The 13,849-nt window shown below is 74.5% G+C and carries 9 protein-coding genes and 1 pseudogene; 1 reads left to right on the forward strand and 9 read right to left on the reverse strand.

The window, feature by feature from the left end:
- The 5 genes from NFU81_RS39105 to NFU81_RS39125 form a co-directional block, all read right to left on the reverse strand.
- Positions 1–2,567: AAA family ATPase (locus tag NFU81_RS39105; RefSeq protein ID WP_251501618.1), on the reverse strand; the 2,567-nt coding region annotated here is incomplete at its 3' end.
- Between the two features lie 10 nt (positions 2,568–2,577).
- Complete coding sequence (locus NFU81_RS39110) at positions 2,578–3,354, reverse strand: phytanoyl-CoA dioxygenase family protein (RefSeq protein WP_251501643.1); 777 nt, start codon at positions 3,352–3,354, stop codon at positions 2,578–2,580.
- A gap of 128 nt (positions 3,355–3,482) precedes the next feature.
- Positions 3,483–4,634: a transcription termination factor Rho gene (gene rho / locus NFU81_RS39115; protein WP_251501621.1), complete on the reverse strand. Its 1,152-nt coding sequence runs from the start codon at positions 4,632–4,634 to the stop codon at positions 3,483–3,485.
- A 320-nt stretch (positions 4,635–4,954) separates the two neighbouring features.
- The gene (locus NFU81_RS39120; RefSeq protein WP_251501624.1) at positions 4,955–6,193 is read right to left on the reverse strand and encodes a D-alanyl-D-alanine carboxypeptidase family protein; all 1,239 of its coding nucleotides are present in this window, start codon (positions 6,191–6,193) and stop codon (positions 4,955–4,957) included.
- Between the two features lie 165 nt (positions 6,194–6,358).
- Entirely contained in the window at positions 6,359–7,360 is a 1,002-nt protein-coding gene (locus NFU81_RS39125; RefSeq protein WP_251501626.1) for an LLM class flavin-dependent oxidoreductase, read from the reverse strand.
- Positions 7,361–7,553: 193 nt separating this feature from the next.
- Between NFU81_RS39125 and NFU81_RS39130 the strand changes: the two genes are divergently transcribed.
- Complete coding sequence (locus NFU81_RS39130) at positions 7,554–8,849, forward strand: transglycosylase family protein (protein ID WP_251501629.1); 1,296 nt, start codon at positions 7,554–7,556, stop codon at positions 8,847–8,849.
- A 3-nt stretch (positions 8,850–8,852) separates the two neighbouring features.
- Here NFU81_RS39130 and NFU81_RS39135 read toward each other — a convergent pair whose 3' ends face one another.
- The 4 genes and pseudogenes from NFU81_RS39135 to NFU81_RS39150 form a co-directional block, all read right to left on the reverse strand.
- Positions 8,853–9,560, reverse strand: coding sequence for a phosphatase PAP2 family protein (locus NFU81_RS39135; RefSeq protein ID WP_251501632.1), 708 nt, complete (start codon positions 9,558–9,560; stop codon positions 8,853–8,855).
- A 113-nt stretch (positions 9,561–9,673) separates the two neighbouring features.
- Positions 9,674–10,678 (reverse strand): aldo/keto reductase family protein, encoded by a 1,005-nt coding sequence (locus NFU81_RS39140; RefSeq protein WP_251501641.1) that lies wholly within the window; start codon positions 10,676–10,678, stop codon positions 9,674–9,676.
- Between the two features lie 43 nt (positions 10,679–10,721).
- Positions 10,722–13,097: a discoidin domain-containing protein gene (locus NFU81_RS39145; RefSeq protein ID WP_251501642.1), complete on the reverse strand. Its 2,376-nt coding sequence runs from the start codon at positions 13,095–13,097 to the stop codon at positions 10,722–10,724.
- Between the two features lie 347 nt (positions 13,098–13,444).
- Positions 13,445–13,849, reverse strand: a pseudogene (locus tag NFU81_RS39150) (hypothetical protein); the annotation flags it as partial.

The raw sequence follows: 13,849 nt of genomic DNA on the forward strand, positions 1-13,849 counted from the left end.
GCCTCGGGCACCGCGCCGCCCGCCGCGCCCAGCTCGCCGCGCGCCCGGTCCGCCCACGGGCGCGCGCCGAGCCGCTCGAAGGTGTCCAGCGCGCCGCGCAACCGGGTGCGGGCCTCGTTCTTGCGACGCGCCCGCCGCAGCCACTCGCCGTACAGCAGCGCGGTGCGGGCCGACTCCATGGCCCGCCGGTGCGGGTCGTGCGCCGCCAGCGCCTCGCGGAAGTACGCCTCCGCCGCGTCGTCCGGCGCCCGCAGCGCCCGGCAGCGGGCCACCAGCGCCGCCGCCCAGCCCTGCCCCGACCGCGCCGCCCACGCCTCGAACCGGCCGAAGGGCGCGTCCGCGCGCTCCGGCACGCCCAGCCGGACCGCGGCCTCCACCAGGTCGGGGACGCTGCGGGTCGCGCAGATGTGGTGCCGCACGGACTCCTCGCCGAGCAGCGCGAGCCGCTCCAGCGCGGCCTGCGCGCGGCCGAGCCCCAGCTCCAGCAGGCCCTGCGACCAGTACGCCCACGGTGCGCCCGGCGCCATCGCGGTGCCCGAGCCGCCCGCGAGTGCGGCGTCCACCATGCGGCGGCACTCCTGCCCGTCGCCGCGCACCGCGGCGATGTGCGCCAGGGCGCTGCTCAACTGGCTCACCCACTGCCGCTGGCCGGTGTCCGCGGCGATCCGCAGGGCCTCGGCGGCCGTCGCCGCCGCGTCGTCGTAGCGGCCGTCGAAGATCTCCGCCTCGGCGCGGAAGAACATGATCGTGGTGAGCCGGCCCACCCCGCCGCTCTCCCGGCTCTCCGCGGCCAGTGCGGTGGTCAGCTCGTGCGACTGGGCGTCCTGGCCGAGCGTGAGGCCCACCCCGCACAGCATCACCAGGTCCCGCGGGTCGACCCGCCCGCCGTGCGCCGCCCGCGCGGCCGCCGCGGCCGCACCCACCTCGGGGGGCGTCCGCCCGGCCGCTTCCCGGCCCAGCGCCCCGGTGAGGAACCGGGCCACCGGCAGGATCGGGGCTCCCGCGGGCAGCGCGAGCGCCGCCAGTCGCTCGACGGTGTCGGCGACCTCGTCCGCGCCGAGGTACCACGCGGTGTGCGTGGCCTGCACCAGCATCCGCGCCGCCCGCGCCGGATCGCTTCCCGCGACCAGCCCGGCTCCCTCGACGAGCACCCGGTGCGCCCCGGGGAAGTCCCCCTCCCAGAAGTCCGCCAGCCCCTGCACGGACATCGCCCGAGCCCGCGCCCCCGCCCGCCCGGCGCCGGCCTCGCCCGGCGGCCCGCTCCCGGTGGCCGCCGGGCGTGCGGCCTGGGCGGCCTGGTCGGCGAAGGCGCGGGCCTGGGGGATCTCGCCGGCCTCGGAGGCGGACTCCGCGGCCAGCAGGAGGCGGCGCAGACGGCCACCGGGGTCGGTGCTCAGGCGGGCGGCGCGGGCGTACGCGGCGGCTGCCGCTGTGTGGCCGCTGCGCTCCCTGGCACGGCCCGCGGTCTGTTCGAGCGCGGTCGCCACCGTCTCGTCGGGGCCGGTGGCCGCGGCGGCCAGGTGCCATGCCCGGTGGTCCGCCTCGCGCTCCGGGTCGGCGGCGCGGGCCAGCGCGCGGTGCGCGGCGAGGCGTTCAGGCAGCGCGGCCCGCTGGTGGATCGCGGCCCGCACCAGCGGGTGGCGGAAGCGCAGCGCGGTGCCCTCCACCGTGACGAGCCCGGTGTCCTGCGCGGGCGGCAGGTCCGCGACGTCCGCGCCGAGGTCGGCCGCGGCCCGCAGGATCGTGCCCAACTCGCCGGTGTGGTCCGCCGCGGCCACCAGCAACAGCGTCTGGGTGGCCTGCGGAAGATGGCTGACCCGGCCGTGGAAGGCCAGTTGCAGCCGGCTGGTCAGCGGCAGCGTCCCCGCCACCCCGGTGCCGGCGGCCGAACCGCCCAGGCCGACCGGGAGTTCGAGCAGCGCCAGCGGATTGCCCTGCGCCTCGGCGAGCACCTGGCGGCGTACCGGCTCGGCGAGCGGACCCGCCCGGTCGGCGAGCAGCGCGGCCGCCGCGGCCTCGTCCAGCGGCGCGGGGCGCAGCTCCGGCAGCCCCGGCGCGGCGAAGGCGCCCTCGCCGTCCCGCGCGGCGAAGACCAGCGCGACGCCCTCCGCGTCCAGCCGCCGGGCCGCGAACAGCAGCGCGTCGGCCGACGCCCGGTCCAGCCACTGGGCGTCGTCCACGACGCACAGCAGCGGCCCGTCGCCCGCGTGCTCCGACAGCAGCGACAGCACCGCGAGCCCGACGAACATCGGCTCGCCCGCGCCCTCGGTCGCCAGGCCGAACGCCGCCCGCAGCGCCCGCCGTTGCGGCTCCGGCAGCGCGTCGAGCGCGCCCAGCGCCGTACGCAGCAGCAACTGCAGTCCGGCGTACGGCAGTTCCGCTTCGAACTCGACGCCGGAGCCGCGCACCACCGTCATGTCGCCTGCCGCGGCCACCGCGTCGTCGAGCAGCGCGGTCTTGCCGATGCCGGCCTCGCCGCGCAGCACCAGCACCCCGCTGCGCCCGGCCCGCGCGCCGTCCAGCAGCACGCGCAGCTCCGCCGCTTCCCCGTCCCGTCCGTGCAGCATGGTCCGCACGCTAGCCGACCGGCCCGCCGCCGTCCGAGCCGCCGAGCCCCTGCCGGATCGCCGACTCCACCGGCGAGTACGCCCCGTCGGCCCGCTCCAGCTCCAGCGGCACCGCCGGATACAGCGGCGGCTGCGCCAGGAAGCGCGGCCTGCTGCCGTGGTGCGGCTGTGCCGCGTGCACCAGGAACGGGTGGCACAGGAAGACGTCGCCGGCCCGCCCGGTGGCCTGCACGACGGGCCGGTGCCCGCTCGCGGCGACCAGGGCGGGTGCCAGCGCGAGCCCGGACACGCCCGCCTCGCCGTACGGGGCGAGCAGCGGCGGCATGTCGAGGTGCGAGCCGACCCGGACACGCGTCGGGGCGTCGTGCTCGTCGACGTCGGTGAAGAGGAACAGCATCAGCAGCGCACGGTCCCGGGACCGCACGTTGGTGAAGTACCAGTCGGCGCCCTCCGGGAGGTAGCTCCCCTCGATGTGCCAGCCGGCGTCGTCCGGCTCCTCCTCGTGCGGGAAGCGCAGCGGGAAGGAGCCGAGCGAGTCCCGCGGCACCCACCGGCCCGCGCCGACCAGCAGGTCGAACGCGGCATGCAGCACCGGGGTGTTGGCGGCGGCCGCGAAGGGCGGCTGCGCCATCCCGCCGACCCAGTGCACCGGCTCGGTCCAGGTCGCCGGGTCGCCGGGGTCGCACCCGGTCTCCTGCCACAGCAGTGCCGCGCACTCCTCGGCGGTCTCCCGGGGGAAGGCCCCCTCGATCTTCACGAAGCCGTCCCGCAGGAAGGCCTCGACCATGGATGCACCGCCCCCGGCCCCGTCCTGCGTGCCGCCGCCGTCCCCGCCGATCCCCGCGTTCGCGTCCATGCGCCCGATCATCACGCGGCCCGCTCCCGGCGGGCCACCGGATTTCCGCCCGCCGGCGGTCAGCCCGCCCCGGGGAGCGTGCCCTGCACCTGCCGCAGGAAGGCCGCGTTGTCCGGGGTCTTGCGCAGCTTGTCCAGCAGGACGTCGAGGCCGGACTGCGCGTCCCGGCCGTGCAGCACCTGCCGCAGCCCGCGCACCACCGGCAACTCCGCTGCCGGCAGCAGCAGTTCCTCGCGCCGGGTGCCGGACACGGTCACGTCGGCGGCCGGGAAGACCCGCCGCTCCGCCAGCGCGCGGTCCAGGTGCAGCTCCATGTTGCCGGTGCTCTTCAGCTCCTCGTAGTAGAAGTTGTCCGCCCGCGAGCCGGTGTCGATCAGCGCGGTCGCCAGGATGGTGAGCGAACCGCCCTCCTCCGCCAGCCGCGCCGCCCCGAAGAAGCGCTTCGGCCCCAGCAGTGCGGCGGCGTCCACACCGCCGGACAGCGTGCGGCCGCTGCTCGCGCCCGCCGTGTTGTGCGCCCGGCACAGCCGGGTCAGCGAGTCCAGCAGGATCACCACGTCCTGCCCCAGCTCCACCAGCCGCTTGGCCCGCTCGATCGCCAGGTCCGCCAGCGCGATGTGCTCCCGCGCGGGCCGGTCGAAGGTCGAGGCCAGCACCTCGCCGCGCACGCTGCGCCGCATGTCGGTGACCTCCTCGGGCCGTTCGTCGAGCAGCACCACCATCAGGTGGCACTCGGGGTGGTTGGCGGCGATCGCCGCCGCGATGTTCTGCAGCAGGATGGTCTTGCCCGCCTTGGGCGGGGCCACGATCAGCCCGCGCTGGCCCTTGCCGACCGGGGTCAGCAGGTCCATCAGCCGCCCGGACAGCGCGCCCGAGCCCTTGAGCAGCCCGCTTTCCAGGCGCAGCCGCTCGCGCGGGTGAAGCGGTGTCAGGTCGGCGAAGTGCGGCCTGCGGTGCTGTGCGGGCAGGCCGTTGACCAGCAGGACGTCGCCGAGGGCGCCGGGCCGTGCGGTCGTGCCCTCCACCAGGTCGCCCCTGCGCAGCCCCGCCTTGCGGATCTGCGCCGCGGAGACCTGGACGTCGCCGGGGGTGGCGTGCCACCCGGAGGTGCGCAGCCGGCCCTGGCCGCCGGAGCCCTGGATGTCGAGGACACCCGCCACCCGGCTGGTTGTCTGCGGCCGTACGTCCGGCCGTTCGAGTGTGTCGGTCATGAAGAAGTCGTCCTTTCGCGGACGGAAACAGGGGTGTGCGGCGCGAGCGGACAGATCACGCTCCGCGGACCGCGGACATCGCCTGGTGGCCCGGGCCGTGGCAGAGGGCCACGGCGCTGGGGGCGAACCGGCGCACGTCGTCGCACATGAGGTTGTGGGGAACCGGCATGCTCACGACTGCTGAGAAGAGCCACCGGGCCGAACGGGACTGCCGTCGGGCGGTGGGGATTCGGAACCAGCACCGGCGCCGCTGAGAAGAGGGCGCAGACAGATGCTGCTTGCACTGTAGCACGCTGACCGCCGCGCGCTGCGGCGACCGGTCACCGGTTGCGGCCGCCGCCCGTCCTGCGCCGCAGCAGCAGGACGGACGCGGCCGCGACCACGGCGAGGCCGCCGCCGACGTACCAGGCCCGCGCCGAGGTGTTCGAGGAGTGCGCCGCGGGCGCAGGGGCCGGCTTCTGCTCGGATGGTGCCGCCTTCTTCTGCCGGGTCTGCTGCTTCGGCTCCTGCTTGGCCGGCGCCGGGGCCTGCGCGGGGATGCCCTTGAGGTGGTAGGCGGTCGGTGCGGCGTTCAGGGTGCCCACCGAGGCGCTGCGGCCCGCGGCGTCGAAGCCCCAGTCGAGCAGCTTGGCCGCCTCCTTGTAGACCGCCTGGGGCAGGCCCGACTGCGGGTTCATCACGGTGACGATGAGCGTCCTGCCCTCCCGGGTCGCGGCGGCGACCAGGGTGTTGCCGGCGTTGGTGGTGTAGCCGTTCTTCACCCCGATCAGCCCGGGGTACGGGGTCACGCCGCTCGCGCCGGTCAGCAGCCGGTTGGTGTTCTGGATGCCGAAGGACTTCACGTAGACGCCGTGCGCGTCGAAGCCGCCGGGGAACTGCGCGCTCACCGTCGAGGCGTAGGAGGCGAAGTCGCGGTTCGCCAGCCCTGCGCGGGCGAAGAGCGCCAGGTCGTACGCGGACGAGACCTGGCCGGGGTAGTCGTAGCCGTCGGGCGAGACGACATGGGTGTCGTCGGCGCCCAGCATCTCCGCCTTGGCCTGCATCTGGGACACCGTCAGCGGCACCGAGCCGTTCATGTGCGCGAGGACGTGGACGGCGTCGTTGCCCGACGCGAGGAAGACGCCGCGCCACAGGTCGGCGACGGTGTACGTCTGCCCGGCCTGCACCCCGACCAGGCTGCTGCCCGCACCGATGCCCTCCAGGTCCCCGTCGGCGACCGTGTGGGTCTCGTCCGCCGGGAAGCGGGGGAGCACGGTCACCGCGAACAGCGTCTTGAGCGTGGACGCGGGCGGCAGTTCGCGGTGCGCGTTCTTCGCGGCGAGGACCTGACCGGTCCTGGCATCCGAGACGGTCCACGACAGGGCGCTGATGCCGGAGGGCAGCCGGGGTGCGCCGTCCTCGCGGTCCACGTGCACGCCCGGCTCGCCGAGCAGGGCGCCGCCGACCTGCGAATCCCCTGCCGCGTACGCCGGTACGGCGAGTACGGCCAGACAGCATCCCGCGCCGAACACGGCGGCGACGCGGCGGCGGACACGGGTGGCTGCGCGGCGGTTGCTCATGCGTTCACCGTATGAACGCCAGCGCTCTCCGGGCGCGGTGGCGGGACCCATCCGGGCGCCCCCGTCCACCCCCTGGGGTGACTCCGTACTCCGACCAGCCCCCTGGGGGGTTCCCTCGCGCAGTGCGGCGACCCTTCCGCAAGGGGGAGGCAGGACCCGCCGGGGTCAGGAGAGGAGGCCGGCCAGGAGGCGGTGGGACTCCAGAAGCCGACGGCGGTCATACGTGCTGGTCGTCACCAGGAACTCATCCGCCCCGCTCCGCCCGAGGAGCCCCGCGAGCTCCGCGGCGACCGCCTCGGGCACACCGTGGAGCTGCCCGGCAAGCGCAGCGTCGAAGCGCGCTCGTTCCGCAGAGGTCATCGTCATCGCCTCGACCGCCTCCGCCGGCATCAGCGGGGGGAAGACACCGTGCGTGCGGGAGTACACCGTCGACCAGGCCTCGGGCAGCAGCATGCGGCGGGCCTCCTGCGGCGAGGGCGCGACCGCGACGGTACCGGACAGGACGACGTACGGCGCGGCGGCCCACGGCGACGGCCGGAAGGCGGCACGGTAGCGGTCGACCGACCGCAGCATCGCGTCCTCGCCGCGTATCCCGCCGATGACCAGGGGCAGCCCGAGTTCCGCCGCGAGGTCGGCGCCGCTGCCGGTGGCCAGCAGGAACGGGGCAGGGCGCAGGCCCTCCGCGGGCCACGCGTGCACCCCTGGGTGCGCGGTCTGGCCGCCGGTGAACCACCCCAGCAGCTCCGCCACCTGCTCGCCGAAAGCGCCCGCCGCCTCCTTGCCGTGGCCCAGCGCCCGGCGTACCGCGTCGGTGAAGCCGACCGAGCGGCCCAGGCCCATGTCGATCCGGCCGGGGAAGAGCGACTCCAGCACGCCGAACTGCTCGGCCACGACCAGCGGCCGGTGGTTGGGCAGCATCACCCCGCCCGTACCGACCCGGATACGCGAGGTGGCCGCGGCGACCGCGGCCGCCAGGACCGTGGGCGCGGAGCCCGCGACGCCCGGCACACCGTGGTGCTCGGAGACCCAGAAGCGGTGGAAGCCGAGCGCCTCGGCCTCCCGGGCGATCGCCACCGTGTCGCGCAGTGCCCGCGGGCCGTCCCCGCCCTCCCTGGTCCTCGACCGGTCCAGGATCGAGAACGGCGTGTCGCGCAGTACGGAGCTCACCCTCTTTCCAACGCTCACGCCCGCCGGTGATTCCCCGCCTGCACCGTGCGGCGTACCGGGGACGTACTCGTGGCAGTGCGCCCTTGTGGCCCGCCCGGGGCGGGCCTACTCTGTGGCCGCCCGGCAATTCGGGCGTATGGCAGCCCGGGCCGCGGAGCGCGGCGCCGGACCGGTCCCGGGGAGGACTCGCGCTATGCCCTTACGCGGACGCCACCGCCGTTACCGCCCGAGCAGGGTCTCCCAGGCCTCGCTGACCGTCACCGCGGGCGGGGCGGGCCTCGCGCTCCCGCTGATCGGGCTGAGCAGCGCCCACGCCGAGTCGGCCGGGGTGTGGGACAAGGTCGCCAACTGCGAGTCCTCCGGCAACTGGCACATCAACACCGGCAACGGCTACTACGGCGGCCTGCAGTTCACGTCCTCCACCTGGAAGTCCTTCGGTGGCGGCACGTACGCGGCCCGCGCCGACATGGCCACGAAGAACCAGCAGATCGCGGTGGCCGAGAGGGTGCTGCGCAGCCAGGGTCCGGGCGCCTGGCCGGTCTGCTCGGTGAGGGCCGGGCTCACCCGCGAGGCGGCCACCGCCTCGCACACCGTGCAGGTCCCCGCGGCGAAGATCAGGCCCGCGACGGCGCACACCGGCACCGCGAAGAAGGCGCCCCCGGCGCACACCGGTACCGCGAAGCCGTCCCCGGCCAGGAGCACGGCGAAGTCCGCCCCGGCCGCGACGCACGCCCAGGCCCCGGCGAAGGCGGCCGGGCACGACCGCTACACCGTCGTCCCCGGCGACACGCTGTCCGGCATCGCCGCCGACCAGCACGTCAGGGGCGGCTGGCCGAAGCTGTATGCCGACAACCGCTCGGTCGTCGGCGGCGACCCCGACCTGATCCTGCCCGGCCAGCGGCTCGCGCTGACCGCACCGCACGCGTCGCAGGCGGCGCCCGCGAAGGCCGCGCCGGCCAAGGCCGTACAGAGGACGGCCCCGCAGCCCCGGCCCGCCGCGAAGCCCAAGCCGGCGCCCAAGCCCGCCCCGAAGAAGACCGTCACCGCCGTGTCGGCCCACACCAAGCCGGCCACCGCCCCGCACACCGGCTACACCCTGCCGGTGCACGCCTCGCTCGGCACGCCGTACCACGCCTCGGGCAGCCACTGGGCCAGCGGTTACCACACCGGCATGGACTTCCTGGTCCCGACCGGCACCGCCGTGCACTCGGTCGCCGCGGGCAGGGTCGTCACCGCCGGCTGGGGCGGCTCCTACGGCTACCAGGTGGTGATCCGGCACGCGGACGGCCACTTCAGCCAGTACGGCCACCTGTCGCAGATCTCGGTCAAGGTCGGCCAGCAGGTCAACGAGGGCCAGCGGATCGCCCGCTCCGGCTCCACCGGCAATGTCACCGGGCCGCATCTGCACTTCGAGATCAGGACCGGGCCGGTCTACGGCGACGACATCGACCCGCTGCGCTACCTGCGCGCCCACGGCGTGTCCGTCTGACCGTCAGCGGTCCGGGTCCGGGTCCGGGTCCGGGTCCGCGTCGGAGTCGGAGTCGGAGCCCGGTTCCGGCGTACGGTCCGCGTACGCGGCCAGCGGCGGCAGCAGGGCGGTGAGCCAGCACGCGGCGAACAGCCAGCCGCCGACCACGTCGGACGGCCAGTGCACACCCAGGTAGACCCGGGTGCAGCCGATCGCGACCGCCGCCAGGCCGCAGAGCGCGGCCATGACGCGGCCGGGGGTGCCCGGCCGGGCACGCAGCAGGCCCCAGGCGAGCAGGCCCGCGGCGATCGCGCTGGACGCGGTGTGCCCCGAGGGGAAGGAGTGGCCCGACGCATGGGCGGCCCAGTCCGCGACGGGCGGTCTGGCCCGGTGCAGCGCCGCCGCCAGCAGGGTGCGCAGCCCCTGGCCTGCCAGCAGGACCAGCACCGCGAGCAGCGCCACCCGCAGCCCGTGCCGCAGGGTGCGCCCGCCGGCCAGCCATCCGCCGAGTGCGGCGGCCAGATAGGGGTAGGGACCCGTCCCCGCGTCGGTGACGGCCCGGGCCGCGGCGGCCGCGGCGTGCGGGCGGTGCGCGACCGACCAGCGGTGCGGCCCGGTGTCGAAGGCGTAGGGCGTGCCGTGCCTGGCCAGCACCAGCCAGCCCAGCAGGGCGAAGGCAGCGGCGAGCACGGCGGGCGGCAGCAGCCGGGACCGGCGGAGGCGGACGGTCATCGCGCGGTTGGCCCCTCCCTGCGGCGGGCACGTGATCCGGAGGTCCGGCCGCGGCGGTGAATGACTACAGATGTGTAGTCAGACTACCGCCGCGCGCACGGCCGTCCTACCCGTTACGGCCGGGCCGTCGGGACGTTCTCGTGGACCTTGTGCGGGTCGGTCACCGCGACCGGGTCGAGGATCCGGTCGATCTTCGCCATCACCTCGGCGTCCAGGCGGACGCCGGAGGCCTTGGCGTTCTCCGCGACCTGCTCGGGGCGGGACGCGCCGACGATCGCCGCCGAGACGTTGGGGTTCTGCAGCACCCAGGCGACCGCGAGCTGGGCCATCGACAGGCCGGCGTCGTCGGCCAGCGGCTTCAGCTCCTGGACGCGGGCCAGCAGGTCGTCCCGCATCCAGCGGCCGATCATGGTGGCGCCGCCCTTGTCGTCGGTGGCGCGGGAGCCGGCCGGCGGCTGCTCGCCCGGCAGGTACTTGCCGGTCAGCACGCCCTGCGCGACCGGCGAGAAGACGATCTGCCCCAGGCCCAGCTCCTCGGACGCGGGGATGACCTCGCCCTCGATGATCCGCCACAGCGCTGAGTACTGCGGCTGGTTGGACACCAGCGGAATCCGCAGCTCGCGGGCCAGCGCGTGGCCGCGGCGGATCTGGTCGGCCGTCCACTCGGACACGCCGATGTAGTGCGCCTTGCCCGAGTGCACGACGTCGGCGAAGGCCTCCATCGTCTCCTCCAGCGGCGTGAACCGGTCGTAGCGGTGCGCCTGGTAGAGGTCGACGTGGTCGGTCTGCAGCCGTCGCAGCGAGTTGTCGATCGACTCCATGATGTGCTTGCGCGACAGGCCCCGGTCGTTGCGACCGGGGCCTGTGGGCCAGAAGACCTTGGTGAAGATCTCCAGGTTCTCGCGGCGCTCGCCCTTGAGCGCCCTGCCGAGGACGGACTCGGCGCGGGTCTGCGCGTAGACGTCGGCGGTGTCGAAGGTCGTGATGCCGACGTCCAGGGCGGCGCGGACGCACGCGGTTGCGGCGTCCTCCTCCACCTGGGAGCCGTGGGTGAGCCAGTTGCCGTAGGCGATCTCGCTGACGATCAGGCCGCTGCGGCCGAGGTGACGGTATTCCATGGTGCCCGACCTTAGACGTCACCTCGGCACGAGTGAAGGCGGCTCAGGAGGAGTAGGCCTCCAGTTCGGAGAGCTGGGCGGCGGGCCAGCCGGTGTTGCCGGTGACGGTGAGCCGCAGGTAGCGGGTGCCGGTGGGGGTCAGGGTGAGGGTGGCGGTGTTGCCTGTGGCGGGGTCGAGGGTGTAGCCGGCCGAGGTCTTCAGGGTGGTCCAGGTGGTGTTGTCGGTGGAGCCGAGGACGGCCAGGGTCTCGGTGCGGGTGGCCCAGGCGGTGGCGGGCGGGAGCTTGATCACCAGGCGGCCGACGGTCTTGGTGGCGCCGAGGTCGACGGTGATCGACTGGGGGAAGGCGTTGTTGGTGGATTCCCAGTAGGTGCCGGCGTTGCCGTCGACGGCGTTGCCCGCGGTGTAGACGTCGGCGTGGCCGGTGTCGCTGACCGGGCGGTTCAGCGCCAGGTTGCCGCTCGCGGGGGTGGTCGGCGGGGTCGTCGGGGGAGTGGTGGGGGGCGTCGTGGGCGGAGTGGTCGGCGGGGTCGTCGGCGGGGTGGTGCTGCCGCCCGTGGTGCCGCCGCTGCCGCCGGTGGGCACGCCGCCGTTGGTCCAGATCGGCGCCGGCCAGGTGCCCGTGCAGGTCTGGCCGGTGTTCCAGCCGGAGTTGCCGCCGCCGTCGGTGATCTGCAGGGAGGTGCCGACGCAGTTGTGGATCGGGGTCGCGGCCTGGCCGATGTTCTTGGCCTTGACGTTGATGAAGGTCATCTGCGCCGCGGCCTGCGCCTGGATGGCGTAGGTGCCGGCCCCGTCGATGTTGACGTTCTTCATCGTGACGCCGGTGACGCCGCTCTCGATGGACTGGATCGCCTCGTAGGAGCTGTCCAGGATGTCGGTGTCGCTGATCTGGATGTTGGCGTTGACCTGGCCCTGGAGTCCGTCGAACCAGATGGCGCCGACGCCGAACTGCCAGTTGTAGTCGCTGTTCCCGGTCCTGATCAGGGTGTTGCGGGCCGCGGTGATGGTGCCGGCGACCGCGGTACCGGAGCCGGCGTTGACCCCGGGGTAGCGGTTGGCGATGTGCAGGCCGCCGCCGTTGGTGATGGTGTCGGCCATGACGTTGTCGGACAGATTGAAGTCCTTGCCGCCGTAGGTGACGATGTTGTTCGCCAGGATCGGCAGCACCACAGTGTTGTGGTCGAAGCTGTCGTTGACGTTCGGCTTGTTCTCCGGCCAGCCCGCCAGGCCGTCGTCACCGGTGTTGCGCACGAAGGTGTTGGTCACCGTCGAGTTGGTCACCCCGATGTGGAAGTTGACGCCGTCGGCGGTGGTGTCCAGGATGCGGCTGTTCTTGATGGTGAAGTGGTCCATCGGACCGTCCATCCAGGCGCCGACCTTGACGTGCTGGATCCACAGGTCGTCCACCGTCGAGTTGGACATCGCGCCGCCGAGACCGTTGACCTGGTCGTCGTCGACCCGCTCCTGGATGTCGCCGATGATGGCGAAGTCCTTGAGGTTCACGTTCGTGCTCGGGCCGCCCTGGTTGACGTACTTCCCGTAGAAGCCCGCCGCGTTGGCGCGGTTCACCGGGTCGCGGCCGCCGAAGACGGTGTACCAGGGGCCGGCGCCCTGGACGGTGACGCCGTCCACGATGACGTGGCTGTAGAGCGTGTAGGTGCCCTGCGGGACGTAGACGACCTTGCCCTGCGCCTTGCCCGCGTCGACCGCGGCCTGCATCTTCGCGGTGGAGTCGGTGGCGCCGGTCGGGTCGACCCCGTAGTCGGCGACCGCGTCGATGGCGCCCGCGGGCTTGCCGATCGGGCTGCCGACCTGCTCGAAGTCGGCCAGGTCGATGGTGAAGGTCGGCGACTGGGCGGTCGAGGTGACCTGGACGCGGAGGCGGGTGCCCGCCGGGTAGGTGGTCCCGAACATCGTCCGGGCCTCGTCGTAGAAGTGGTGCGGGTTGCTGTCGCCCGGGTTGTTGTTGAACGGGTAACCCCCGTAGTACCAGCTGTACTTCGAGGTCACCGGCAGCGTCCTCACCGACTGCCCGTCGGCCTGCACGTCCAGGCCGGCGCTGCGGCCCTTGCCGTCGGCGGAGTCCGGCAGGCTGTAGCGCAGCGACATCGCGTTCGCGGGCGCGGTCAGCGTGAACTCCACGTACTGGCCGACCGCGTTGAGCGTGACCGCCTGGCGGCCCGAGGCCTCGGACGGCAGGTGGCCGTACAGCCGGTCGGGGCCGATCAGGGTGCCGTTGGTGTTGGCGTACTCGGCCTCCAGCTCCTTGAACGGCACGGTCGCGCCGCGCCCGGAGATGCCGACGGGTGACGGGGCGGGCACACCGCCCGCGGCGTGCGCGGTGGGGGCGCCCACCAGGGTGACGGCGGTCAGCGCGGCGGCGCCGGCCACCGCGAAGGACAGGACCGCTGCCATGCCGCGGCGTCCGAACCGCCGGTGCCGTCGGGGAGTCGGGAGTGCGGCGGAATTCTGAGGGGTCGGGGGAGTCGGCTGAGGGCTGTGCGGTGGGTGCGACACAGGCAGGTCCTTGCGGCTCGGGAGTGGGGGGATGCGTGAGCGCCCGGCCGGGGCGCTGCAGAGACTACGAGCGTCGACGCAGTAAGTCCATGAGTCTGTGCAAAACAGCGATAGTTCTTCGCAATATTCACGACACTCAACCGTCATACACGGGGCGGAAGTCGGTGATTCTCCGACCGCCCGGACGCGGGGCACGCGGCGGCCCCGCCAGGCACCGATCGCGGTGCGGCGGCGGGGAGATGGGGTCAGCGGGTCCTGCGCGGCGACGCCAGCAGGAAGGGCGCACCGTCGCGGGCGCGGTGCTCGGTGCACTGCCAGCCGCAGCGGCCGAGCAGCTCCGCGCACCGGGCCAGCGCCTCTGCGGCGGCGGCCCGGTCGGGGGTGCCGCGCCAGGCGATCTCCGGCAGGCCGTCCTGGCCGCCGGCCGTCACCGCGTACCCCGCGCCGCCGTGCCCGGACGCCGGGCAGCCGCCCGCCTCCAGCGCCAGCGCGACCGCGTGCACCGCGCGGTCCCGCTCCCAGGGCGCGGGCACGTCCGTCGCGCCGTCCAGCAGCAGCGCCCTGATCCGCAGCAGGCCCTCCCACGCGGTGGCCACCTCGGCGGCCCGCCGCGGCCCGCCGGGCGGCGCGGCCCCCGTGCCGTCGTCGGC

Origin of the sequence: Actinacidiphila cocklensis, from assembly GCF_907177275.1 — a bacterium.
In the GTDB taxonomy this organism is placed as follows: Bacteria; Actinomycetota; Actinomycetes; order Streptomycetales; family Streptomycetaceae; genus Actinacidiphila; species Actinacidiphila cocklensis.